Genomic DNA, 23,806 nt, shown 5'->3' with positions numbered 1-23,806 from the left:
AGCCGGCCACGGGTCAGTCGTGGTTGCTCGCGCCCGCGCGGCGGAGCCGCACGTCGGTACAGCCCCGCGCCCCTTGTGGGGCACGCCTGTTACGGCAGCTTCAGCGTGAGCGCCGACTGCAGTAGCGCCGGCGTGGTCCAGGCCGAGCGCTCACCGGCGTAGGACGTTCCGAACGTCTGCGTGCCGAGCAGGAGTTGCTGTTTCGTCCCCTCCGGCGCGGTCACCGGGATCTGGGTCCCGGAGGGGGCCGTGACGGTGACCGTGCCGCCGGTCCGGTAGGCGGTGACCTTGCCGGCGTCCAGGGCGGTCTGCCACTTGGCCCGGTTCTGGAGTTCGGCGCCGATCGCGCTCTCGCGGAGGTTCACGATCGGGGTGTTGCCGGCGAAGATCGCCCGGTAGTCGGCCAGGACCTTGTCCAGGACCGGGTAGAGGGTGCGGTCCTCGGCCAGGTTGGACTGGTGGGCGTAGTGCGGGCGGGGGTCGTTGCCGAGGACGTGCCCGAGGTCGGTGTGCGCCTCCTGCGGAACGATGGCGGAGTCATAGCCGGTGGCCGTGTCCAGCGGTGCGGACAGGCACGTCGACGTCGGGTTGTTCTCGCAGATCCCGCTGCCGCCGTCGGCCCTTGACGCGTAGATCCAGTTGTACTCGTCGGCCATCTCCGCCTTGGTGCCGGTGTTGTAGTACACGTTCATCGGATGGCGCGGCACGGTCAGGGTGCTGCTGCCGACGGCCCGCTGCCCGGGTTCGCGGGAGTTGTCGGAGCCGGTCCACCTGACGCCGTTGGCGGCCAGGGCGGGCGCGAGGTTCGGGTTGTCCTGCGGCTGCTGCGGCAGGGTCTTCAGACCGGAGTGCTCACCGGTGACCAGTTCGCCGCGGTCGACGGGAAGTCCGTGCTGGACGGCCCAGTCGTGGTTCTTGGAGATCTCCGTCGAGATGTCGGAGCGGCTCACCCACCGGGTGGAGCCGTCGGCGTTCTTGGCGCAGGACCAGGGCACGGTCGAGGTGTCCTGGACACAGCCGAGGAAGAGATGGGTGTAAGTGTGGTTCACCCAGCGGTACTTGGCCTTGTCCGCGAGCAACTGGTCGGTCAGCGCGTCCTTGCCGCCGTTGTCCGCCTTCCACTCCTCCCCCGCGCCCGCGTTGAACACCATGTCCAGGGTGAAGCCGTGCGCCTGCTCCCAGGCGGCCGCGTACCGGGCGTCGGCGGTCGTCATCCGGATCGGCGCGGTGGTGTCGGTGGTGGTGCCGCCGCAGTCGATGTCGCCGGGGGTGCAGTTGCGTTCGGTGTCCCAGCGGGCGTCCGGGGCGAACACGTCGTCGATGTGCACCGCGAAGTAGTTCCGGGCCCGGCCCAGGTGCACACCCTGGGTGAGCCATTCGACGATGCCCTGGGCCAGCACCCTGAACTGCTGCTGGTACTGGTTGTAGGCGAAGGTCAGCACCAGTTCGCGGCGCCCGTCGTGGGCGTACTCGCCGAGCAGGCTGCCGGTGCCCGTGCCGCCCGGCACCGGGATGTCCACATAGCTGGTGAAGCCGGTGCGGGGGGTGCCGACGAAGCCGTAACTCTCCTGCACGGACGGGGAGTTGTCCTCGAAGGCGACATCGCCGTCGAGGTAGCCGAAGGCCGCCGACCTGCCCGCGGTGGTGACGGTCGCCGTCTCACCGTCGAGCGTGCCGGAGTAGGAGCTGTAGTCGAGGCCGACCTCGGGGTGCGCCCAGGTGTAGGCGTCGACCTGCGGGATGCCGTACGTCCTCTCGTACGTCTCCAGGGCCGTCTGCTCGGCCGAACCGGCCCCGAACGGGGCCTCGTCGGGCAGCACCACGCCCTGGAACTTCGCACGCGGTGTGCCGTTCACCGTGTCGCTGAGGAACGTGCCGGTGATGGCCGGACGACCGGATTCGTTCAGGTTCACGCTCGTGTACGGGATGCCCTCGCTCCTGAGCTGGGCCGTGATGGCCGCGACGGGACTGTCCCCGTTGTCGACGACCAGCACCTTGAGGTCGATGCGCGGTGCGGTGGCGGCCGAGGCGCCGGGCGCGTCAAGTCCCAGCGTGATCAGTCCGGCCGCGGTTATGGCGATTGCCGTGGTTCTCCATCGGCGCGCGATGTGTGCCAATGCGGGTCCCCTCCCCCAGAAAATCCCCTTGCGCCTCCTTGTGGAGGTTCCAAGCAGGATCAGCGCAAATCATGCGAAGCGGCAGGCGGATTCGCCCACCGGAACGCGCCGAGTGTGGCTCAGGTCACCGACCGGGAGAGGCGGGAAGTGGCCACCACGCCACCCTCAGGTGAACGCCCGCAGGAATGAGCGAACGCATGCACACGCGTAGGCTCGTCCCGGGTGTTCGCCGACAGGGTGAAGGCCCCGGTGGTAACGCGCCCCCAGGCCAGTCCTTAGGGTCGCTTCCCGGGCCCGGTCGACCCACCCACTCGGCCACAGCAACTCAACATCGGAAGCGAGATTCCACCACCGTGACTGCTCTCACTCTCAGCACCTCAGCGGCGCCCGGCCTCCGGGCCGACGCGATCGTGATCGGTGTCGCCAAGGGCGCCAAGGGCCCGGTCGTCGCCCCGGGCGCCGAGGCCGTGGACAAGGCCTACGACGGCAAGCTCGCCGACGTCCTGGAGACCCTCGGTGCCTCGGGTGCCGAGGGCGAACTGACGAAGCTGCCCGCTCCGTCCGGCTTCAAGTCCCCACTGGTCCTCGCGGCGGGCCTGGGCTCCGAGCCCGACGGCGACGCCGGGTACGACGCCGAGGCGCTGCGCCGGGCGGCCGGCGTCGCGGCCCGCACACTGAACGGGGCGAAGAAGGCGGCCTTCGCGCTGCCCGTCGAGGACGCGGCCGCCGTCGGCGCCATCGGCGAGGGCGTGCTGCTGGGCGCTTACTCGTTCGATGTGTACAAGGAGAACGGCAAGAACGGGAAGGCGAAGAACGGCAAGACGCCGCTCGCCGAGGCCGTGCTGCTCGGCGGCAAGCCGCGGGACGCCGCCCACAATGCGGCACTGGCCCGCGCCACCGCGGTCTCCGAGGAGCTCAACCGCGCCCGCGACCTGGTCAACACCCCGCCGAACGACCTCACCCCCGCCGCGTTCGCGGAGATCGCGCAGCGCGCCGCCAAGGAGCACGGCCTCAAGATCCAGGTCCTGGACGACAAGGCGCTCGCCAAGGACGGCTACGGCGGCATCCTCGGCGTCGGCGGCGGATCGGCGGCGACCCCGCGACTGGTGAAGCTGTCGTACACGAGCCCCAAGGCGGACAAGCACCTCGCCTTCGTCGGCAAGGGCATCACCTACGACTCGGGCGGTATCTCGCTCAAGCCGGCCGGGCACAACGAGACGATGAAGTGCGACATGAGCGGGGCGGCGGCGGTCTTCGCGGCCGTCGTCTCGGCGGCGCGGCTCGGTCTCCAGGTCAATGTGACCGGGTGGCTGGCGCTCGCCGAGAACATGCCGTCCGGCACCGCCGTGCGCCCGGGTGACGTGCTGCGCATGTACAGCGGCAAGACGGTCGAGGTGCTCAACACCGACGCCGAGGGCCGCCTGGTCCTCGCCGACGCGCTGTGGGCGGCCTCGGCGGAGAAGCCGGACGCCGTCGTCGACGTGGCGACGCTGACCGGAGCGATGATGCTGGCGCTGGGCAGCCGGACCTTCGGGATCATGGCCAACGACGACGCGTTCCGTACCTCGATCCACGACGCGGCCGAGGAGGTCGGCGAGCCGGCCTGGCCGATGCCGCTGCCGGAGCACCTGCGCAAGGGGATGGACTCGCCCACGGCGGACATCGCGAACATGGGTGAGCGGATGGGCGGCGGGCTGGTCGCCGGGCTCTTCCTGCGCGAGTTCGTGGGCGAGGGGATCACCTGGGCGCACCTGGACATCGCGGGGCCGGCGTTCAACGAGGGCGGGCCGTTCGGATACACGCCGAAGGGCGGCACGGGGTCCGCGGTGCGGACGCTGGTGCGGCTGGCCGAGCTGACCGCTGAGGGTGACCTGGGCTGACGAGGTCGACGGGACCTCGTGTGCGGGTAGGGCGGGGTCCCGTCGCCCAGTGGGCCGGGGCGCTGGGTGTGGTGTCTCACACCCCGGCCCGGCGTCTCGTTCGACTCCGACAAGTGCGAAGATGGGGCTCGGCAGGACAGGGCCCCCACCACAGGGCCGAAGAAGAGCGGCCGGACACCAGCCGCCGCCCGGTCGACGTTGACCGGCGTACGGCGCACATGCATGGAGGACGTGACGTGGCGAACGACGCCAGCACCGTTTTCGACCTAGTGATCCTCGGCGGTGGTAGTGGCGGTTACGCCGCGGCCCTGCGCGGGGCGCAGCTGGGCCTGGACGTCGCCCTGATCGAGAAGGACAAGGTCGGCGGTACCTGCCTGCACCGGGGTTGCATCCCCACCAAGGCCCTGCTGCACGCGGGCGAGATCGCCGACCAGGCCCGCGAGAGCGAGCAGTTCGGTGTCAAGGCCACCTTCGAGGGCATCGACGTGCCGGCCGTCCACAAGTACAAGGACGGTGTCGTCGCCGGTCTGTACAAGGGCCTGCAGGGTCTGATCGCCTCGCGCAAGGTGACGTACATCGAGGGTACGGGGCGTCTCTCCTCCCCGACCTCCGTCGATGTGAACGGCCAGCGCATCCAGGGCCGGCACGTGCTCCTCGCGACCGGCTCCGTGCCCAAGTCGCTGCCCGGCCTGGAGATCGACGGCAACCGCGTCATCTCCTCCGACCACGCCCTCGTCCTGGACCGCGTGCCCAAGTCCGCGATCATCCTGGGCGGCGGTGTCATCGGCGTCGAGTTCGCCTCCGCCTGGAAGTCCTTCGGTGCTGACGTCACCGTCATCGAGGGCCTCAAGCACCTCGTCCCGGTCGAGGACGAGAACTCCTCCAAGCTTCTTGAGCGCGCTTTCCGCAAGCGCGGCATCAAGTTCAACCTGGGCACCTTCTTCTCGAAGGCCGAGTACACCGCCGACGGCGTCAAGGTCACCCTCGCCGACGGCAAGGAGTTCGAGGCCGAGGTGCTGCTCGTCGCCGTCGGCCGCGGCCCCGTCTCCGCCGGTCTCGGCTACGAGGAGCAGGGCGTCGCGATGGACCGCGGTTACGTCCTCGTCGACGAGTACATGCGGACGAACGTTCCGACCATCTCCGCCGTCGGTGACCTGGTCCCGACGCTCCAGCTCGCGCATGTCGGGTTCGCCGAGGGCATCCTGGTGGCGGAGCGTCTGGCCGGTCTGAAGACGGTCCCGATCGACTACGACGGTGTCCCCCGGGTCACGTACTGCCACCCGGAGGTCGCCTCCGTGGGTATCACCGAGGCCAAGGCCAAGGAGATCTACGGTGCGGACAAGGTCGTCGCTCTGAAGTACAACCTGGCGGGCAACGGCAAGAGCAAGATCCTCAACACCGCGGGCGAGATCAAGCTCGTCCAGGTGAAGGACGGTGCCGTGGTCGGCGTCCACATGGTCGGCGACCGCATGGGCGAGCAGGTCGGCGAGGCCCAGTTGATCTACAACTGGGAGGCGCTGCCCGCCGAGGTCGCCCAGCTCATCCACGCCCACCCGACGCAGAACGAGGCGATGGGCGAGGCGCACCTGGCTCTGGCCGGCAAGCCCCTCCACTCGCACGACTGACCCTCGGTCGACGCACGCGACGACTCAGACTTCCGCAATTCGTAAGGAGCAACCGAAACCATGGCGGTTTCCGTAACCCTTCCGGCGCTCGGCGAGAGCGTCACCGAGGGCACTGTCACCCGCTGGCTGAAGGCCGAGGGTGAGCGCGTCGAGGCCGATGAGCCACTGCTCGAGGTCTCGACCGACAAGGTCGACACCGAGATCCCGGCCCCCGCCTCGGGCGTCCTGGCCTCGATCAAGGTCGCCGAGGACGAGACCGTCGAGGTGGGCGCCGAGCTGGCGATCATCGACGACGGCACGGCCGCGCCCGCCCCGGCCGCCCCGGCTCCGGCCGCCGAGCCGGCTCCCGCCGCTGCCCCGGCTCCGGCCCCGGTGGCCGAGGCCCCCGCCGCTCCCGCCCCGGCCCCCGAGGCCGCCCCGGCCGCTCCGGCCGGTGGCGCCTCCGGCACGGACGTGGTCCTGCCCGCGCTCGGTGAGTCCGTCACCGAGGGCACCGTCACCCGCTGGCTGAAGTCGGTCGGCGACTCCGTCGAGGCCGACGAGCCGCTGCTGGAGGTGTCGACCGACAAGGTGGACACCGAGATCCCTGCGCCCACCTCCGGTGTGCTGCTGGAGATCACGGTCGGCGAGGACGAGACCGCCGAGGTCGGCGCCAAGCTCGCCGTCATCGGCGCCCCGGGTGCCGCTCCGGCGGCCGCCCCGGCCCCTGCCGCCCCGGCTCCGGCGCCCGCCGCCGCTGCCCCGGCTCCCGCCCCGGCCGCCCCGGCTCCGGCTCCCGCTGCCCCGGCCCCGGCTGCCCCGGCCCCGGCCGCTCCGGCTCCCGCTCCGGTCGCCGCCGCTCCGGCTCCGGCCGCCCCGGCTCCCGCGCCGGCGGCTCCGGCCCCGGTCACCCCGGCCGCGGCTCCGGCCGCCCCGGCCGCGGCTCCGGCTCCGGCCGCCCCGGTCGACGAGGGTGCCTACGTCACCCCGCTGGTGCGCAAGCTCGCCGCCGAGAACGGTGTCGACCTGGCCGCCGTCAAGGGCACCGGTGTCGGCGGTCGTATCCGCAAGCAGGACGTGCTCGCCGCCGCCGAGGCCGCGAAGGCCGCCGCCGCCGCTCCGGCCCCCACGGCCGCGGCCGCTCCGGCCGCCGGTGCGAAGAAGGCCCCCACGCTGGAGGTCTCCCCGCTCCGTGGCCAGACCGTCAAGATGCCCCGCATCCGCAAGGTCATCGGCGACAACATGGTCAAGGCGCTGCACGAGCAGGCCCAGCTGTCCTCGGTCGTCGAGGTCGACGTGACCCGCCTGATGCGCCTGCGCGCCCAGGCCAAGGACGCGTTCGCGGCCCGTGAGGGCGTCAAGCTCTCCCCGATGCCGTTCTTCGTCAAGGCCGCGGCCCAGGCGCTGAAGGCCCACCCGGCCATCAACGCCCGGATCAACGTGGACGAGGGCACGATCACCTACTTCGACACCGAGAGCGTCGGTATCGCGGTGGACTCCGAGAAGGGCCTGATGACCCCTGTCATCAAGCACGCGGGCGACCTCAACATCGCCGGTATCGCCAAGGCCACCGCCGAGCTCGCGGGCAAGGTCCGGGCGAACAAGATCACCCCGGACGAGCTGTCCGGCGCGACCTTCACCATCTCCAACACCGGCTCGCGCGGCGCGCTGTTCGACACGATCATCGTGCCGCCGAACCAGGTCGCGATCCTCGGCATCGGTGCCACGGTCAAGCGTCCGGCCGTCATCGAGACGGAGGAGGGCACGGTCATCGGCGTCCGCGACATGACGTACCTGACCCTGTCCTACGACCACCGCCTGGTGGACGGTGCCGACGCGGCCCGCTACCTGACGGCCGTCAAGGCGATCCTGGAGGCGGGCGAGTTCGAGGTCGAGCTCGGTCTCTGACCCCCGAAGGGTTCTGCGGTGCCCCGTCCGGAGCTGCTCCGGGCGGGGCACCGTCGTATCACCGGGCGTGGCGCCAGCCGACCAGTACGGGCTGTGCGGATCAGACCCGCCCGGCAGGCGTGTAAGTCTCGTCTCACCTGCACGAAAGCGCCCCCGTGCGCCCTTCCCGAAAGGCGGTCCGGGCTTATTGTCTAAGCGTCAACGCCCTTAAGGAGCTTCCATGACCGCGCCCGTCGTCCACTCGCTGCGCGAACAGATCCGCGAGCACATCGTGGAGGGCATCGTCAGCGGGCGATGGAAGCCGGGCGAGCGGATCGTGGAGCGACGCATCGCCACCGAGCTGGAGGTCAGCCAGACTCCGGTGCGGGAGGCGTTGCGGGAGCTGGAGTCGCTGCGGCTGATCGAGTCGGCGCCGAACAAGGGCGTGCGGGTGCGGAACCTGACGGCGGCCGACCTGGAGGAGAGCTACCCGGTGCGGGCCGGCCTGGAGGCGATCGCGGCGGAGCTGGCGGCGGAGCGGCTGGCGGGTGACTGCTCGGCCCTCGAACCGCATGTCACGGCGCTCTACGACGCCGACCGGAACGCCGACGGCACGGCGCAGGTCCGGCACACGGTCGGTTTCCACCGCGAGCTGGTCCGGGCGGCCGGCAACTCGGTTCTGCTGCACACGTGGGAGGGCCTGGGCATCGAGGTCTTCACGGCGCTGTCGATCCGCTGGCTGGGGACGGTGCAGCAGTCGTACGCCGAGGAGCACGAGGAACTGGTGGCCGCGTTCCAGCGCCGGGACCCGCGCATCGCGGAGATCGTGAAGGCTCACGTACTGGGCTGCGCGCCGCGAGCGTGAAGAAGGCCCCTCGCCCGTCCCCCCGCACAAGAGCACACCCTCGCTCAAACACCGCCCCACCTGCGCAAACACCGACCCGGCCGCGTCACCCGGTGCCACTGCCGGAGGCACCCCGTGCCGACTTTCTCGAAATCGAGAAGTTTTAGCCCTCAACCCTTTGATCGATCATCGATCAGGGAGTTATTGTCCCCAACGGGCCCGCACCCGGGCCCGCCGCCCTGTCCTGCCAAAGACCAAGGGCACCCCCGAACCCTTACCGATGAGGGAACCCCCTTCGACTGAGGAAGGCGGCGACATGACCGACCCCAACGCCATCCAGCCGAGCGCGCTCGACCAGCTCCCGGACCGGGATCCGGAGGAGACCGCCGAATGGCAGGCCTCAGTGGACGCCGTGACCAGGGAAGCCGGGCCGCACCGCGCCGCATACCTGATGCGCCGCACGCTGGAGCGCGCCGAGGCGGGCGGCATCGCGCTGCCGAAGCTTCTTGAGACCGACTACGTCAACACCATCCCCACCGGCGCCGAGCCGGCCGTCCCCGGCGACGAGGAGATGGAGCGGAAGATCACCGCGTGGAACCGCTGGAACGCGGCCGCGATGGTCACCCGGGGCAGCAAACACGGCGTCGGCGGCCACATCGCCACCTTCGCCTCCGCCGCCTGGCTCTACGAGACCGGCTTCAACCACTTCTTCAAGGGCAAGGAATCCGGGGCAGCGGCCGGGTCCGGCGACCAGCTGTACATCCAGGGCCACGCCTCCCCCGGCATCTACGCCCGCGCCTTCCTCGACGGCCGCCTCACCGAGGCGCACCTCGACAACTTCCGCCAGGAGGCCGGCGGCAACGGCCTGCCGTCGTACCCGCACCCGCGCCGCCTCCCCTGGCTGTGGGAGTTCCCGACGGTGAGCATGGGCCTCGGCCCCCTGTCGGCGATCTACCAGGCCCGCTTCAACCGGTATCTGACGGCGCGTGGCATCAAGGACGTCTCGTCCTCGCATGTCTGGGCGTTCCTCGGCGACGGCGAGATGGACGAGCCGGAGTCCACGGCCGCCCTCGCACTCGCCTCCCGCGAGGGCCTGGACAACCTCACCTTCGTCATCAACTGCAACCTGCAGCGCCTCGACGGCCCGGTGCGCGCCAACTTCAAGATCGTGCAGGAGCTGGAGGCCCAGTTCCGCGGCGCCGGCTGGAACGTCGTCAAGACGCTGTGGGGTACGGCGTGGGACGAACTGTTCGCGCTCGACACGACCGGTGCGCTGGTACGGCGCCTCCGTGAGGTACCGGACGCGCAGGTCCAGACGTACCAGACCCGCGACGCCGCCTACATCCGCGCCGACTTCTTCGGCAAGGACCCGGCGCTCGCCGAGATGGCGAAGCTGATCGGTGACGACAAGATCATCGAGTGCTTCCACCTCTCGCGCGGCGGTCATGAGGCCCGCAAGGTCTACGCGGCCTACAAGGCGGCCCTGGACCACAAGGGCGCGCCGACCGTGATCCTCGCCCAGACCGTCAAGGGCCACACCCTCGGCGACGGTTTCGCGTCGAAGAACGCCAACCACCAGATGAAGAAGCTGACGGTGGACGAGTTCAAGACGATGCGCGACCTGCTCGAACTGCCCATCAAGGACAGCGACTTCGCCGACGGCACGGTGCCCTACGGCCACCCGGGCGCCGACTCCCCCGAGGTCCGCTACCTCCAGGAGCGCCGGGCGGCCCTCGGCGGCCCGGCCCCCGCCCGCCGTACGCACGCCCTGGCCCCCCTCCCGGCCCCCGCCGACAAGGCCTTCGCCTCCTTCGACAAGGGCTCGGGTTCGCAGAACGTGGCCACCACCATGGCCTTCGTGCGTCTGGTCAAGGACCTGGTCCGTGACAAGGAGACGGGCGGCCGCTGGGTGCCGATCGTCCCGGACGAGGCGCGCACCTTCGGCATGGAGAGCCTGTTCCCCTCGCTGGGCATCTACTCGCCCAAGGGGCAGACGTACGAGCCGGTCGACCGCGACCAGCTGATGTACTACAAGGAGGCCAAGAACGGCCAGATCCTCAACGAGGGGATCACCGAGGCCGGTTCGATGGCCGACTTCATCGCCGCGTCCACCGCGTACGCGACGCACGGCGAGGCGATGATCCCGTTCTACATCTTCTACTCGATGTTCGGCTGGCAGCGTACGGCCGACCAGATGTGGCAGCTCGGCGACCAGCTCGGCCGTGGCTTCCTCGTCGGTGCGACCGCCGGCCGTACGACCCTGACGGGCGAGGGCCTCCAGCACGCCGACGGCCACTCCCCGGTGATCGCCGCGACCAACCCGGCCGCGCTGTCGTACGACCCGGCCTTCGCCTACGAGATCGCGACGATCGTCAAGGACGGTCTGCGCCGTATGTACGGCGAGTCGGCCCCGGGTGAGGACCCGAACGTCTTCTACTACCTGACCGTCTACAACGAGCCGCTCCCGCAGCCCGCCAAGCCGGCCGGGCCCGGCATCGACGAGGGCATCGTCAAGGGCCTGTACCGCTTCAACACGGCGGAGTCGGCCGGGCTGTCCGTGGTGGCGAACGCCCCGCGCATCCAGCTGCTCGGCTCCGGTACGGCGATCCACTGGGCGCTGAAGGCGCAGCGGTTGCTGGCCGAGGAGTGGGGCGTGGCGGCCGACGTCTGGTCCGCCACCTCCTGGACGGAGCTCCGCCGTGACGCCATGGAGGCGGACGCCGCCCTTCTGCGCGGCGAGGAGCGCGTGCCGTACGTCCGTCAGGCGCTGCACGGTGCCGAGGGCCCGGTCCTGGCCGTCTCCGACTACATGCGCCAGGTCCCGGACCAGATCGCGCAGTGGGTCGAGCAGGACTACTCCTCCCTGGGCGCCGACGGCTTCGGCCTCTCCGACACCCGGGACGCGGCCCGCCGCCATTTCGGCGTCGACGCGGAGTCGGTCGTCGTCGCGGCCCTGGCCCAGCTGGCCAGGCGCGGCGAGGTCAAGGCGACGGCGGTGAAGGAAGCGCGAGGGAAGTACGGGCTGTAAGCACCGCGGTCCAGCGAAGGGGTACGGCTGCCGCCGTACCCCTTCGTCGTCGGTGGCTCCCGGCATCATGAAGGCATGCGTGCCGCCCGTCTCATCAGAATGGTGCTTATGCTCCAGTCCCGGTCCGCCATGACCGCCGGTGAACTGGCCGCCGAGCTGGAGGTGTCCGAGCGGACCGTGATGCGGGACGCGCAGGCCCTGTCGGAGGCGGGGGTGCCGGTGTACGCGGACCGGGGCCGCGGGGGCGGGTACCGGCTGGTCGGGGGATATCGGACGGGACTGACGGGGCTGGGGCGGAGCGAGGCCGAGGCGCTGTTCCTGAGCGGGGTGCCGGGGGCGCTGCGGGAGATGGGGCTGGAGGACGCCGCCAGTGCCGCCCGGCTGAAGGTGTCCGCCGCGTTGATGCCCTCGCTGCGCGACGCGTCCCGGACCGCGGCCCAGCGGTTCCACCTGGACGCGCCCAACTGGTTCACCGAGCCCGGGACGCCCACGCTGCTGCCCGCGGTCGCCGACGCGGTGTGGGACGACCGGAGGGTCGTCGCGTACTACCGGCGCGGGGAGTCCGAGGTACGGCGGGAACTGGAGCCGTACGGGCTCGTGCTGAAGGCCGGCGTGTGGTACCTGTGCGCGCGGGTCACCGAGACCGACTCCTACCGGGTGTACCGGATCGACCGGTTCACCTCTGTCGAGGCCGGCGAGGAGCGGTTCCATCGGGACGAGGAGTTCGATCTGCCGGGGTTCTGGGACCGGCGGGCGGAGCAGTTCGCGCGGTCGATCCTGCACGCCGAGGTGGTGGTGCGGCTGTCGGCGGTCGGCCTGCGCAGGCTGTCGTACGCCGTCGATCCGGTCGCCGCACGGCAGGCCCTCGCGGCCGCCGGAACCCCGGACGCGCGGGGGTGGGTGACGGTGACCCTGCCGGTGGAGAGCGAAGAGGTCGCGCACAGCCAGCTGACCGCGCTGGGACCGGAGGCCGAGGTGCTCGCGCCGCCGGGGCTGAGAGCACGCTTCGCGGCGGACGCGCGGCGCCTGGCGGGGCTGTACACACCGGCGGGTGACGGCGGATAACAATCCGCACCACTCCGCGTGCGCCCCCGGCGCCCAGGCACGATGCTGGACCCGTGATGGACGAGACGGAGTTCTGGGAGCTGGTCGACGCCACCCGCGAGGCCGCCGAGGGCGACCCCGAGGACCAGGCGGACCTGCTCGTGGAACGGCTGCTCCAGCTGGACCCGGACATGGTGCTGGACTTCGCCCGTCACTTCGAGGCCCGCTACAACCGCGCCTACCGCTGGGACCTGTGGGGTGCCGCGTGGGTGCTGCTCGACGGCGCCAGCGACGACGCGTTCGACTTCTTCCGGTGCTGGCTGATCGGCCAGGGCCGGGAGGTCTTCGAGGGCGCCCTGCACGACCCGGACACACTCGCGGAGTTGCTGGGCGACTTCGACGAGGAGATCGACGGCGACGGCGAGGAACTCGGGTACGCGGCGGACGAGGCGTACGAGCAGCTGACCGGGACCGTGGCCCCGGACCTCGGCATCGCCCCGGCGCCCTCCGAACCGGAGGGCACCCCGGTCGACTTCGAGAACGAGCGGGCGCTCGCTGAGCGGTTCCCCAGACTCTGGGACCGCTTCAAGGAGTGAGTGCTATGCCGTGCGGCGCCGGGTCACGTCCGAGGGGATGTACGCCTGTGTCTGCTCGGCCTTGACGGCGTGGTGCATCGGCGCCGCGTTGGCCTGGTCGAGGGCGGACGCGGTGACCGCGGCCGGGCCGAGCACGACCGTCGCGACCGCGCAGACCACGGCCCAGGGGCCGCGCGCGGACCTCACCCAACCGCCCTTCTCCGTGGTCTCCTTGCGGGCTTCGGTACGACTGCTGTTCATGATCCCCACCTCCGGTCGGCTTGTGTCGTCCATGACGTTAGGACGCGGGGATCTGAACGGCCTGCGTGTCGGCTATGGCGTTCCTGTGGACCCCTTCACCGGTGCCTTCAGGGGCGTTTTCACGGGTGTCCCGACGGGTGGTGCGACTGGTGTTCCGGCTGGTGTCTTCAGGGGTGTTCGCACCGGAGTCACCGGTGTCGCCGCGGGTGTGCTCGCCCGTGTCGCCGTGGGCGGCCCCGTCGGGGTCGCGGTGGCCGCTCCGGTCGGCACCCTGCCCTGCAGCCGGGCCGCCGCCTCCCTGATCTCGGGGAGGCGGGCGGTGAGGGCGGCGCCGGGGCAGTCGGTCCGGTAGCCGTCCATGTGGCCGGCCACGGCGGGCAGGCCGACGACGACGCCCTTCTCGTAGCGGCTGAGCCCGTTGCTGGAGACCAGGCGGGCCCTGGTGCGCGGGTCGACGTCGGCCAGGCCGAGCTTCCAGGCGGCGACCGCCGCGATCGCGTCGGTCATGGCGCGCGGCACGGGCACCCCGGCGGTGAAGGTGCCGACGGCGGCGATGCCGGCGGTGCGGTGGTTGAAGCCCTGGGTGTGGGCGCCGGTGACCGCCCGTTCGGCGCCGCCCGCGCGGCCCTCGTAGATGGTGCCGCAGCGGTCGACGAGGAAGTTGTAGCCGATGTCGTCCCACTCACGGTCGCCGGTCTGGCCGCTGTAGAGGCGGCGGATGATCTCGGGCGACTGGGCGCAGGCGTAGCCGTTGGGCGAGTCGGTGTGGTGCACGAAGACGGCGACGACCTTGTCGTCGTAGCGGGGCGGCGGCTGGGTGCGGCGGACGGTGGCGTCCAGCCAGGCCGAGCGGGGCACGATGCGCGGCCGGGGCGCCCCGTAGCGGGTGGCGGGGCTGGCCGGCGCGGGCGCGGCGAGGTGGATCGCGACGGGGCGGTCGACGCCCTGGGCGCACAGCGCCAGCGCCAGGACGGCGAAGAGGCCGGGCAGACAGCCGAGCAGCGTCAGGACGGTGATTCTGGTGCGCCGCCCTGCTTTGGGGAAGACACGCATGGCACCCACTCTCGGGTTGATCCACTCCGCCCGCGATGTGTGCTGTGCCACCTGGTGGAACCAACGTCCCGGTGCGAGGCGTTTCAAGGGGTACACGCACACGTGCCGGGTTCCCGGAGTCCCCGCGCGCGTCGACTGATCACTGGACCTGTCCCGGCCGTATCAAGGGCACCGAGAGAAAGGCGGCTCCGTGGACCTGCTCGACCTGGTGCTCGTACTGGTGGTCCTCGCCTACGCGGCGTCCGGTTACCGGCGCGGGCTGGTGGCCGGCTGCGTCTCGCTGGCCGGGTTCGTGGGCGGCGCGGTCATCGGCGTGTGGGTGCTGCCGTGGGTGATGGAACTGGTCACCCGCGGGACGGCGACGGCGACGGTGGTCGCGGTGCTGACGGTGCTGGTGCCGGCGGTGGCCGGGCACGAGCTGGCGGGGCGGCTGGCGCTGCGGCTGCGCCGCGAGCTGGACCAGGGGCCACTCCGGGTGGCCGACGGGATCGGCGGGGCGGCGGCCAACGCGGTGGCGGTGCTGATCGTGGCCTGGGTGGCGGCGAGCGTGCTGGGCGCGTCCTCGTCGCCCGCGGTGACGACGGCGATACGGGACTCGAAGCTGCTCGGCACGGTCCAGAACACCATGCCGGACACCACGCCGGCCTGGTTCTCGCGGGCCACCTCCGCGCTCACGGAGGCGGGTTTCCCGCAGGTCTTCAACCCGTTCGAGAACGAGTCGACGGCCCAGGTGGCCAGGCCGTCGGGCGACAACGTCACGGCGGCCGCCACCGGCGCGGCCAAGCGCAGCACGGTCAAGGTCGAGGGTGTCTCGGGCTCCCAGGGCCGCGAGGGCAGCGGGTTCGTGTACGCGCCGGAGCATGTGATGACCAACGCCCACGTGGTGGCCGGCATCGCCGACCCGACCGTGCGGATCGGCGGGGTCGGGGCGTCGTACCAGGCGCAGGTGGTGGTCTTCGACCCGAACCGGGACGTGGCGGTGCTGTACGTGCCGCAGCTGCGCGCGCCGGTGCTGGGGTTCGACACCGGTGCGGCGCGCGGCGACTCGGCGGTGGTCGCCGGCTATCCGCAGGACGGCGCCCTGAACCTGCAGGCGGCCACGGTGGCGAACAAGGTGCAGGCGACCGGCCAGAACATCTACAACGACGCCACCGTGACCCGCGAGATCTACTCGATCCGCTCCACGGTCCGCCCCGGCAACTCCGGCGGCCCGCTGCTGACCACCGGCGGCAAGGTGTACGGCGTGGTGTTCGCCCGCTCCACGTCGGACAGCGAGACGGGGTACGTCCTGACGGCCCACGAGGTGGCCTCGGACGCCACGCGCGGGGCGAACGCCACGGCGCCGGTGGCCACCGGCGAGCTGATCACGTCCTGACGGTCACAGCGCCCGGCCCATGATCACGTCGTCGACGTACTCGCCGCCCAGGAGGAACTCCCCCGGCAGCACGCCCTCGACGGCGAAGCCCTCCGACTCGTAGAGCCTGCGCGCCGGGGCGTTGTGCCCGAGGACGCCCAGCCGGATCCGGCGGGCGCCACGGCGGCGCGCCTCCTCCATCACCGCCCGCAGCAGCGCCCGGGCGACACCCTGGCCGCGGGCCTCCTCGGCGACCGCGAGGCCCTGGATCTGCCGGACGTGCGCGTTGGAGGGGATTTTGTAGGCGAGGCCGAGGCGGACGTAGCCGACGATGCGCCGGTCGAGCTCGGCGACCAGGGTGTCCTCGGGGGCGTGGCGCTCACTGAAGAAGGGGTCGTACGGCGGCTGCGGCTCGGGCAGCACGGCGTGCCGATACGACCAGGTGGCGCGGTCGAGGGCGGAGAGCTCCTCGTCGTCGTCGGGCAGGGCGGTGCGTATGTACGGTTCCGGCATGTGGTCACCCTAGGGCGGCCGACACCGGGGGCCGACGGGTTTTCCGGCGCCGGTCCCGGCATGCTGGGACGCATGGAACGCTCTCGTATCGCGGTGGCCGGCGCGTCCGGTCTGATCGGCAACGCCCTGGTGCGGTCCCTGCGGGCGGACGGACACGAGGTGGTGCGCCTGGTGCGGCGCGCGGGCCACGGCACCGACGAGGTCTGCTGGGACCCCCAGGGGCAGTACGTGGACGCGGCCGGGCTGGCCGGCTGCGACGCGGTGGTGAACCTCGCGGGGGCCGGGATCGGCGACCGGCGCTGGACGCCCGCCTACAAGCGGGAGATCCGGGACAGCCGGGTCCTCGGCACGGCCGCGCTCGCGGAGGCCGTGGCCGCCCTGGAGCAGCCGCCACGGGTGTTCGTGAGCGGCAGCGCGATGGGCATCTACGGCGACACGGGCGACCGGGTCGTCGACGAGGACGCACCGCCCGGGGACGGCTTCCTGCCGTCGCTGTGCGTGGAGTGGGAGGAGGCGGCGGCCCCGGCGCGGGAGGCGGGCGTACGCACGGTGTTCGTCCGCACCGGCCTGGTGGTCGCCCGCGGCGGCGGGGCCTGGGGCCGGCTGTTCCCCCTGTTCGAGGCGGGACTCGGCGGCCGGCTGGGCGACGGCCGGCAGTACTGGTCGTTCATCGCGCTGCACGACGAGGTGGCCGCGATCAGGTTCCTGATGGACACCGAGGGCCTGGCGGGCCCCTTCAACCTCACCGCGCCCCACCCCCTGACGAACCGCGAGATCACCGCGGCGATGGCCCGGGTGCTGCGCCGCCCGGCTCTCTTCCCGGTCCCCTCTCCGGCGCTGCGGCTGGCGCTCGGCGAGATGGCCGGGGACGTGCTCGGCAGTCAACGCGTGGTGCCGAAGCGGCTGCTGGAGTCGGGGTTCACCTTCGCGTTCCCGGGCATCGAGGACGCGATTCGCACGGCCTGACAACAGATGTGACCGCATGCGACCGGTGTGCGACCGTGCTCTGTTCATGCGCGACTGTCCCTGACCGATCACCGCCCTAACCTCGACCCGAACTCGGGTATCCCCGGAGCCGGTAGGGGGCATCAGGTCTCCACCGGACGCGCAATCGAGGAGGGGCCTCGTGCATGAGCCCGCGTACCAGGCGGACGTCGTCATCGTGGGAGCCGGTGTCGCCGGACTCTCCGCGGCTCACCGGCTGAACAGCGCAGGAGTAACGACCGCGGTCTTGGAGGCCGCCCCTTACGTCGGCGGCCGAATGTCGACCGAGAAAATCGACGGCTTCCGGCTCGACCGGATCGGACAGCTGCTGTCCACGTCCTACCCGGAGCTACGGCTGGCACCGGGACTGGACGCCCTGGTTCTGCGCCGGTTCGCGCCCGGCGTGCTGCTGCATCACGACGGGCGCAGGCACCGGGCCGGCGCTCCGGCGGGCGGAGGGAGCGCGAGGGGCGCACTGTACGCGGTGCGCGCCCTGGCAAGCGCCCCCAGGGGCGGCTCGGCCGTGTCGCCGGCGCGGGCGACCGCGCCGATGGGCGGCGCGGTCGACCAGGCGCGCCTCGGTGCGGCGCTGGGCCGGATCGCCACCACACCGGTGGAACGCATCCTCGCCCGCCCCGAACTCCCGGCCGCGCACGCCCTCGCGGAGCGCGGGGTGCCCGCCCGTACGATCGACGGCTTCCTGCGCCCGCTGCTCGCGGCCCTGCTCTGCGACCCGGAGCTGACCACGTCCAGCCGCTGTGCGGACCTCGCCCTGCGCTCCTTCGCGAGCGGCCGGCTGTGCGTGCCGGAAGGGGGCGCCGAAGTCCTCCCGGAGCTCCTCGCCCGCGCCCTTGCGCCGGGCACGGTGCACACGGGCGTACGGGTCACCTCGGTCTCGACGACGTCCGTGACGACGGCCGAGCACGGCGAGATCCGCTGCCGGGCGGTGCTGGTGGCGACGGACGCGGGGGCCGCCGCCGGACTGCTGCCGGGGCTGCGGGTCCCGGACTTCCACCAGGTGACGGTGGTCCACCACACGACGGACGAACCGGCGGCGCTCACCACGGGCACGTCGCTCCTCCTCGACGCCGACCGGGGCGGTCCCGTCTCCCACACCTCCGTTGTCAGCAACATCGACCCGAGCCGGGCCCCGCAGGGCCGCGCCCTGATCTCCTCGACGGTCCTCGGCACCCCGCCCTCCGACATCGACACGGCGGTCCGTATGCACCTGGCGCGTCTCTACGGCACCTCGACGCACCGCTGGGAGACCCTGGCCGTCCACCACACCCCGGAGGCGATCCCGGCGATGCGTCCCCCGCACGACCTCCGCCGCCCGGTCCGCCTCATGGCCGGCCTCTATGTCTGCGGCGACCACCGGGACACCAGCACCGTCCAGGGAGCGTTGCATTCGGCCCACCGGGCGACGGCGGCGATCCTGACGGACATCGGTGCATCGGGTTCCTTGAGCCAGGCGGAGACGACGCAACGCCGGGCCGCGTAGCGCCCCATGGGGCGCTACGGCTGTATTCGATATGCGGCCCCGCCGCGCGGGCGCGACAATCCACGACGGCGCGCCACCCGGCGGCAGACCGGAACCGGCAGCGGCGAGCGGCACCGGCCGGCCCGGCACCGCCGGACAACGCCGTCGTGACCGAAGCACCGCCGCGGCGCGAAGGACGCTGAACCGAGACCTGCTCAGCTCAGCGCGGCGACCTTGTCGCGGTAGCCCTTGACCGGTGCCGCGTCCTTGTACGGCTCCAGTCGGCGTTCGAAGTCCTTGACGTACTCGATCGCCCGCACCGAGCGCATCTCCGCGGCGGCGCCCGCCGCCTCCGCCCCGAGCGTGCACGCCTGGTCGAGCTCGCCGAGGCCCAGGCGGGCCGTGGCGAGGACGACGCGGCAGAAGAGGCGGCTGCGCGCATAGGAGGGCGCACGGAGTTGCAGCGAGCGCTCCGCGTGCTGCGCGGACGCCCGGAACTGCTGGAGATCCCGGTGGCAGTGGCCCAACTCGTCGGCGAGCTGCGCCTCGTCGAAGAGGCGTGCCCAGTGCGGGACGTCGTCGCCGGGGCGGGCCGCCTCCAGGGCGCGTTCGGCACGGACCAGCGCGCCGGTGCACGCCCGTACCTCGCCGAGGACTCCGTGGGCGCGGGCCTCGGCCGCGTGCAGGAGCGCCTGGACGACCGGCGGGGCGCTGGTGCCCACGCCCTGCTGGGCCACACGCGCCAGCTGCACCGCCTCCCGGCCGTGGCCGAGGTAGACGGCCTGGCGGCTCATGGTGACGAGGACGTAGGAGCCGTAGGAGCGGTCCCCGGCCGCCTGGGCGAGGCGGAGGGACTGGACGAAGTAGCGCTGGGCGAGGCCGTGCGCGGCGATGTCGTAAGACGTCCAGCCCGCGAGGCGGGTCAGGTCGGCGGCCGCGCCGAACAGCTCGCGCCCGGTCTGCTCGCCGTACGTGCCGCGCAGCATCGGCTCGCACTCGTGCTCCAGGTAGCGCACCAGGGCCTGCCGGGCGTGCCCGCCGCCGTATGTGTCGTCGAGCGTGCGGAACAGCTCGCCGACCGAGCGGAGCGCGGCGACGTCCCCGCCGGTGATCCTCTGGCCGGGTCCGCGTTCGGCCTGTCCCCGCGAGCGTCCCGGCGGGGCCGGGAGCTTGGGCGCGGCGGGCCGGGTCTGCGCCGGCACCCGGGCCGCCTGCGGTGCCGTCTCGCCGCGGGCCACCCTGTCGTCGGCGCGGCCGATCAGCCAGTCCCGGCTGGGCACCACGAGCCCGGCCGGGGTGAACGCGATCTTGCGGAGCTCGGCGTGGCTGCCGGAGTCCTTGCGCCACAGCCCGCTGACGATGTCGACGGCCTCCTCGGGGGTGGCCGCGAACTCCAGTCCGGCGTACACCGGGGCGCAGGCGTCCAGGCCCAGGTCCTGGGCGGTGAGCCGGCGGCCGAGGCGCCGGGTGAAGACCTCGGCGATCAGGGCGGGTGTGGTGCCCCGGGGCTGCTGACCACGCAGCCACCGGGTGACCGATGTCTTGTCGTATCTGAGATCCAGCCCGTGTTCGAGACCGAGTTGGTCGACGCGACGGGCCAGACCCGCGTTGGAGAACCCCGCTTCTGCGATGAGCGCGGCGAGCTGGCGGTTGGGGGTGCGCTGCGCGGGTCGGTCCGTCATCTGCGGTGCGGTCTCCTGCCTTCGGGCTCAGCTCGGTCGCTTGTGCCCGGATTGCCGGTGAGCTGCCCTTTTGGCACTCATGGACGGCGCGAATGTAGCGGAGAGTGAGCAGGTGATCGCACTCTTCGCCGTTCATTCATCCGATCGTGTGAGGATTGCCCCCAAGGCTGACGCGCAACGGGCGGACGTACAGTGGCTTGGGCGCGTTATGTGCCTGACACACCCATCGCCAAGGGAGGCGCTTGCCGTGAGTGAGTTGCGGTTCGTCCGCATGGGGTTCGGCGCGGCCGCCGTCGAGTACCAGGAGGCGTGGGACGAGCAGCGCCGGGTGCACGCGGCGCGGTTCGCCGACGAGGTGCCCGACACGGTGCTGCTGCTCGAACACCCCCCGGTGTACACGGCGGGCCGCCGCACCGCGGACAACGAGCGGCCGCTCGACGGCACCCCGGTCATCGACGTGGACCGCGGCGGCAAGATCACCTGGCACGGGCCGGGTCAGTTGGTGGGCTACCCGATCCAGAAGCTCCCGCGCCCGGTGGACGTGGTGGCGCACGTACGGCGCCTGGAGGAGGCACTGATCCGCGTCTGCGCCGAGTTCGGTCTGGAGACCACCCGGGTCGAGGGGCGCAGCGGGGTGTGGGTGCTCGGTGACCCGGTCGAGCAGCGGCCGGCCTGGGGGTCCCCCCGGCCGGAGGCTGGGCGAGGGCTGTCCCTGGACTTCGACCCCCGGCTGCAGGACGAGGAGTTCGACCCACGTCTGAACGGCCCGGAGTACGCGCCGTCCAACGCCGGCCAGCGCCGCGAGGACCGGAAGATCGCCGCGATCGGCATCCGGGTCGCCAAGGGCGTCACGATGCACGGCTTCGCCCTCAACGTGAACCCGGACAACAAGTGGTTCGACCGGATCATCCCGTGCGGCATCCGGGACGCGGGCGTCGCCTCACTCGCGGGTGAGCTCGGCCGGGACGTCACGATCGAGGAGGTGCTGCCGGTGGTGGAGCGGCACCTGACGGACGTCCTCGAGAACGCGGAGCTCAAGCCGCGCGAGATCGAGAAGGCCTCCGCCTGATCAAGGGAATGCGCCCTGCGGCCGAGGGGTTGGCCTCTGCGGAAGGGCCCAGCAATCACGGGCGTACCCTGGTGTACGCCGAGGAATCGAAGTTACAGGGAGCCGACGTGTCCGCAGTCTCACCCGACGGACGCAAGATGCTGCGCCTGGAGGTCCGCAACAGCCAGACCCCCATCGAGCGCAAGCCCGAGTGGATCAAGACCCGGGCGAAAATGGGCCCCGAGTACACGAAGATGCAGAACCTCGTGAAGAGCGAGGGTCTGCACACGGTCTGCCAGGAAGCCGGCTGCCCGAACATCTACGAGTGCTGGGAGGACCGCGAGGCGACCTTCCTCATCGGCGGCGACCAGTGCACCCGGCGGTGCGACTTCTGCCAGATCGACACCGGCAAGCCCGAGGCGCTGGACCGCGACGAGCCGCGCCGCGTGGGTGAGTCCGTGGTCACCATGGACCTGAACTACGCCACCATCACCGGCGTCGCCCGCGACGACCTGGAGGACGGCGGCGCCTGGCTGTACGCCGAGACCGTGCGCCAGATCCACGCGCAGACGGCGGAGCGCGAGGCCGGCCGCACCAAGGTCGAACTGCTCGCCCCGGACTTCAACGCCGTCCCGGAGCTGCTGCGCGAGGTCTTCGAGTCCCGCCCCGAGGTGTTCGCCCACAACGTCGAGACGGTGCCCCGGATCTTCAAGCGGATCCGCCCCGGCTTCCGCTACGAGCGGTCGCTGAAGGTGATCACCGAGGCCCGTGACTTCGGCCTGGTCACCAAGTCCAACCTCATCCTCGGCATGGGCGAGACCCGCGAGGAGGTCAGCGAGGCGCTGCGCCAGCTGCACGAGGCGGGCTGCGAGCTGGTCACCATCACCCAGTACCTGCGCCCGAGCGTGCGCCACCACCCCGTGGAGCGCTGGGTCAAGCCGCAGGAGTTCGTGGAGCTCAAGGAGGAGGCCGAGCAGATCGGCTTCTCGGGCGTGATGTCCGGGCCGCTGGTGCGCTCCTCCTACCGGGCCGGGCGGCTCTACCAGATGGCCGTCGAGCTGCGTCAGTCAGCCGCTCCGCAGCGGGGTCTTGCGTTCGTCGCGGCGCAGGCGGTCTGACTCTGGGTTGCTCTCGCCCAGGCTGTGTGAATTCGCGCACAAGCTACTACCGGCCAGTAATGACCGGATGGCCGCGGTCCTGACCGTCCTCGCTGATGAGGGCACCCGTCAGGACCGCGCCGACGTGCGGGGCCCGCGTATCAAGGTTTCATTGGTGTTTGACCGGTCGGTCACGCCCTGGTAACACCAAACAGTGACCCTGGTATCACAGCACGTACACCCACTTCGAGGGGGACCTCCGCCATGCAGGCAGCGCCGGTTCGCGCCACCGCCATCCCGTCCTTCACCGGCGCGCTGCGCGCCGTCGAGTCCCTCCTGATGAGCGGCGGCCAGCGCACCGCCCGCGAGAACGCCTGGACCTCCGTGCTGGAGGACCGCCGTCGCGCCAAGGACCGGGTCGAGGCGCAGCGCTTCCTGGAACAGGCCGCCGGCCGCTCCTGACGGCCCCTCCGGTCCTTCTCCGGGCACTGCCGTCGTTCGGCACTCCCGGGGCCACGTAGACTTCGGGGCATGGCGAGGAAGGAACCCGCAGCGGACGCTGCGAATGCCGGGCGACTGAAGCAGATCGTCCTGACGTACAAGATGACCCGCAAGGCCGATAAGACCATCGGTCTTGTACTCGCGGGTGTCGGTCTCGGCACCCTTGCAGTCTTCCTCGTGATCGGCTTCCTGATCGGCCACCCGGTCTACGCTGGCATCCTGGGCCTGCTGCTCGCCTTCCTCGCGACGGCGATCGTCTTCGGCCGGCGGGCCGAGCGGGCGGCCTTCGGTCAGATGGAGGGCCAGCCGGGCGCCGCGGCCGCCGTGCTGGACAACATCGGGCGGGGCTGGTCGACGACACCGGCGGTGGCGATGAACCGCAGCCAGGACGTGGTGCACCGGGCCGTCGGCAAGGCCGGCATCGTCCTGGTCGCCGAGGGCAACCCGAACCGGGTGAAGACCCTGCTGGCCGCCGAGAAGAAGAAGATGGCCCGGATCGTGGCCGATGTGCCGGTGCACGATGTGATCGTGGGCACGGGCGAGGGTCAGGTCGAGCTCAAGAAGCTGCGGACGACGATGCTGAAGTTTCCGCGCGTGCTGACCGGTCCTCAGGTGACGACCACCAACGACCGGCTTCGGGCGCTGGGTGACCTCATGTCCAACATGCCGTTGCCCAAGGGGCCCATGCCGAAGGGCATGCGGATGCCCAAGGGTGGTCCCCGGGGGCGGTAGGCGTCCAGGAACCAGGGGCGCGGGGGGGGGGGGGGGGGGCCCCCCCCCCCCGGGGGGGGGGGGCGGGGGGGGGACGCGCGGGGGGGACGCCCCCGCAGCCGCGCGACCACGGGGGCCGAGGG

General features: G+C 71.7%; 18 protein-coding genes and 1 pseudogene. 14 read left to right on the top strand and 5 right to left on the bottom strand.

Going from position 1 to position 23,806, the window contains the following annotated elements; genetic code table 11:
* Positions 1-89 precede the first annotated feature (89 nt).
* Positions 90-2,117 carry a hypothetical protein gene (locus tag ABZ396_RS36405; RefSeq protein WP_358921050.1) on the bottom strand — a complete coding sequence of 676 codons (2,028 nt, stop codon included), beginning with the start codon at positions 2,115-2,117 and terminating at the stop codon, positions 90-92.
* A 353-nt stretch (positions 2,118-2,470) separates the two neighbouring features.
* Here ABZ396_RS36405 and ABZ396_RS36400 point away from each other — a divergent pair, with 353 nt between their 5' ends.
* The 7 genes from ABZ396_RS36400 to ABZ396_RS36370 all read left to right on the top strand — a co-directional run bounded on the left by ABZ396_RS36400 (position 2,471) and on the right by ABZ396_RS36370 (position 13,000).
* Positions 2,471-3,997, top strand: coding sequence for a leucyl aminopeptidase (locus ABZ396_RS36400; protein WP_358921048.1), 1,527 nt, complete (start codon positions 2,471-2,473; stop codon positions 3,995-3,997).
* A 236-nt stretch (positions 3,998-4,233) separates the two neighbouring features.
* Positions 4,234-5,622 carry a dihydrolipoyl dehydrogenase gene (lpdA, locus tag ABZ396_RS36395; protein ID WP_358921046.1) on the top strand — a complete coding sequence of 463 codons (1,389 nt, stop codon included), beginning with the start codon at positions 4,234-4,236 and terminating at the stop codon, positions 5,620-5,622.
* 60 nt (positions 5,623-5,682) lie between these two features.
* The gene (gene sucB / locus ABZ396_RS36390) at positions 5,683-7,509 is read left to right on the top strand and encodes a 2-oxoglutarate dehydrogenase, E2 component, dihydrolipoamide succinyltransferase (protein ID WP_359186777.1); all 1,827 of its coding nucleotides are present in this window, start codon (positions 5,683-5,685) and stop codon (positions 7,507-7,509) included.
* Positions 7,510-7,729: 220 nt separating this feature from the next.
* Positions 7,730-8,353 carry a GntR family transcriptional regulator gene (locus tag ABZ396_RS36385; protein ID WP_358925594.1) on the top strand — a complete coding sequence of 208 codons (624 nt, stop codon included), beginning with the start codon at positions 7,730-7,732 and terminating at the stop codon, positions 8,351-8,353.
* Between the two features lie 295 nt (positions 8,354-8,648).
* A complete protein-coding gene (gene aceE / locus ABZ396_RS36380) occupies positions 8,649-11,360 on the top strand; it encodes a pyruvate dehydrogenase (acetyl-transferring), homodimeric type (RefSeq protein WP_358925596.1) in 2,712 nt (903 codons plus the stop codon).
* 75 nt (positions 11,361-11,435) lie between these two features.
* The gene (locus tag ABZ396_RS36375; RefSeq protein ID WP_358925598.1) at positions 11,436-12,425 is read left to right on the top strand and encodes a WYL domain-containing protein; all 990 of its coding nucleotides are present in this window, start codon (positions 11,436-11,438) and stop codon (positions 12,423-12,425) included.
* Positions 12,426-12,481: 56 nt separating this feature from the next.
* Positions 12,482-13,000: a DUF4240 domain-containing protein gene (locus tag ABZ396_RS36370; RefSeq protein ID WP_358925668.1), complete on the top strand. Its 519-nt coding sequence runs from the start codon at positions 12,482-12,484 to the stop codon at positions 12,998-13,000.
* 3 nt (positions 13,001-13,003) lie between these two features.
* On the opposite strand, the gene ABZ396_RS36365 is transcribed toward ABZ396_RS36370, so the two are convergent.
* Complete coding sequence (locus tag ABZ396_RS36365) at positions 13,004-13,240, bottom strand: hypothetical protein (RefSeq protein WP_358925600.1); 237 nt, start codon at positions 13,238-13,240, stop codon at positions 13,004-13,006.
* Between the two features lie 270 nt (positions 13,241-13,510).
* Positions 13,511-14,293: pseudogene (locus ABZ396_RS36360) on the bottom strand (peptidoglycan recognition protein); the annotation flags it as partial.
* Positions 14,294-14,483: 190 nt separating this feature from the next.
* Between ABZ396_RS36360 and ABZ396_RS36355 the strand changes: the two are divergent.
* Positions 14,484-15,668: a MarP family serine protease gene (locus tag ABZ396_RS36355; RefSeq protein ID WP_358925602.1), complete on the top strand. Its 1,185-nt coding sequence runs from the start codon at positions 14,484-14,486 to the stop codon at positions 15,666-15,668.
* Positions 15,669-15,671: 3 nt separating this feature from the next.
* Here the strand turns inward: ABZ396_RS36355 and ABZ396_RS36350 are convergent, their stop codons facing one another.
* Positions 15,672-16,160, bottom strand: a complete 489-nt coding sequence (locus tag ABZ396_RS36350; protein WP_358925604.1) for a GNAT family N-acetyltransferase — start codon at positions 16,158-16,160, stop codon at positions 15,672-15,674.
* A 72-nt stretch (positions 16,161-16,232) separates the two neighbouring features.
* Between ABZ396_RS36350 and ABZ396_RS36345 the strand changes: the two genes are divergently transcribed.
* Positions 16,233-17,126 carry a TIGR01777 family oxidoreductase gene (locus ABZ396_RS36345; RefSeq protein WP_358925606.1) on the top strand — a complete coding sequence of 298 codons (894 nt, stop codon included), beginning with the start codon at positions 16,233-16,235 and terminating at the stop codon, positions 17,124-17,126.
* A gap of 160 nt (positions 17,127-17,286) precedes the next feature.
* Positions 17,287-18,645 (top strand): NAD(P)/FAD-dependent oxidoreductase, encoded by a 1,359-nt coding sequence (locus tag ABZ396_RS36340; RefSeq protein ID WP_358925608.1) that lies wholly within the window; start codon positions 17,287-17,289, stop codon positions 18,643-18,645.
* A gap of 194 nt (positions 18,646-18,839) precedes the next feature.
* Here ABZ396_RS36340 and ABZ396_RS36335 read toward each other — a convergent pair whose 3' ends face one another.
* On the bottom strand, positions 18,840-20,306 hold the full coding sequence (locus ABZ396_RS36335; RefSeq protein ID WP_358925610.1) for a regulator: 1,467 nt from the start codon (positions 20,304-20,306) through the stop codon (positions 18,840-18,842).
* A 247-nt stretch (positions 20,307-20,553) separates the two neighbouring features.
* Between ABZ396_RS36335 and lipB the strand changes: the two genes are divergently transcribed.
* The 4 genes from lipB (at position 20,554) to ABZ396_RS36315 (ending at position 23,684) form a co-directional block, all read left to right on the top strand.
* Positions 20,554-21,375, top strand: a complete 822-nt coding sequence (gene lipB / locus ABZ396_RS36330; protein WP_358925612.1) for a lipoyl(octanoyl) transferase LipB — start codon at positions 20,554-20,556, stop codon at positions 21,373-21,375.
* Between the two features lie 107 nt (positions 21,376-21,482).
* A complete protein-coding gene (gene lipA / locus ABZ396_RS36325) occupies positions 21,483-22,472 on the top strand; it encodes a lipoyl synthase (RefSeq protein WP_358925614.1) in 990 nt (329 codons plus the stop codon).
* A 243-nt stretch (positions 22,473-22,715) separates the two neighbouring features.
* The gene (locus ABZ396_RS36320) at positions 22,716-22,913 is read left to right on the top strand and encodes a hypothetical protein (protein ID WP_358925616.1); all 198 of its coding nucleotides are present in this window, start codon (positions 22,716-22,718) and stop codon (positions 22,911-22,913) included.
* A 69-nt stretch (positions 22,914-22,982) separates the two neighbouring features.
* The gene (locus ABZ396_RS36315; protein ID WP_358925617.1) at positions 22,983-23,684 is read left to right on the top strand and encodes a DUF4191 domain-containing protein; all 702 of its coding nucleotides are present in this window, start codon (positions 22,983-22,985) and stop codon (positions 23,682-23,684) included.
* The last annotated feature ends 122 nt before the right edge of the window (positions 23,685-23,806 follow it).

Origin of the sequence: Streptomyces sp. NPDC005866, assembly GCF_040629895.1 — a bacterium.
Taxonomy (GTDB): Bacteria; Actinomycetota; Actinomycetes; order Streptomycetales; family Streptomycetaceae; genus Streptomyces.
The sequence above is the reverse complement of the archived record's forward strand: the minus strand, read 5'-3'. Positions and strand labels throughout refer to the sequence as shown.

Bases quoted from the DNA above. Each gene is read 5' to 3' on its own strand.
- sucB (WP_359186777.1), top strand. From the start codon at position 5,683: ATGGCGGTTTCCGTAACCCTTCCGGCGCTCGGCGAGAGCGTCACCGAG.
- ABZ396_RS36370 (WP_358925668.1), top strand. From the start codon at position 12,482: ATGGACGAGACGGAGTTCTGGGAGCTGGTCGACGCCACCCGCGAGGCC.
- ABZ396_RS36385 (WP_358925594.1), top strand. From the start codon at position 7,730: ATGACCGCGCCCGTCGTCCACTCGCTGCGCGAACAGATCCGCGAGCAC.
- ABZ396_RS36365 (WP_358925600.1), bottom strand. From the start codon at position 13,240: ATGAACAGCAGTCGTACCGAAGCCCGCAAGGAGACCACGGAGAAGGGC.
- ABZ396_RS36375 (WP_358925598.1), top strand. From the start codon at position 11,436: ATGCGTGCCGCCCGTCTCATCAGAATGGTGCTTATGCTCCAGTCCCGG.
- ABZ396_RS36320 (WP_358925616.1), top strand. From the start codon at position 22,716: ATGCAGGCAGCGCCGGTTCGCGCCACCGCCATCCCGTCCTTCACCGGC.
- aceE (WP_358925596.1), top strand. From the start codon at position 8,649: ATGACCGACCCCAACGCCATCCAGCCGAGCGCGCTCGACCAGCTCCCG.
- ABZ396_RS36335 (WP_358925610.1), bottom strand. From the start codon at position 20,306: ATGACGGACCGACCCGCGCAGCGCACCCCCAACCGCCAGCTCGCCGCG.
- ABZ396_RS36350 (WP_358925604.1), bottom strand. From the start codon at position 16,160: ATGCCGGAACCGTACATACGCACCGCCCTGCCCGACGACGACGAGGAG.
- ABZ396_RS36315 (WP_358925617.1), top strand. From the start codon at position 22,983: ATGGCGAGGAAGGAACCCGCAGCGGACGCTGCGAATGCCGGGCGACTG.
- ABZ396_RS36345 (WP_358925606.1), top strand. From the start codon at position 16,233: ATGGAACGCTCTCGTATCGCGGTGGCCGGCGCGTCCGGTCTGATCGGC.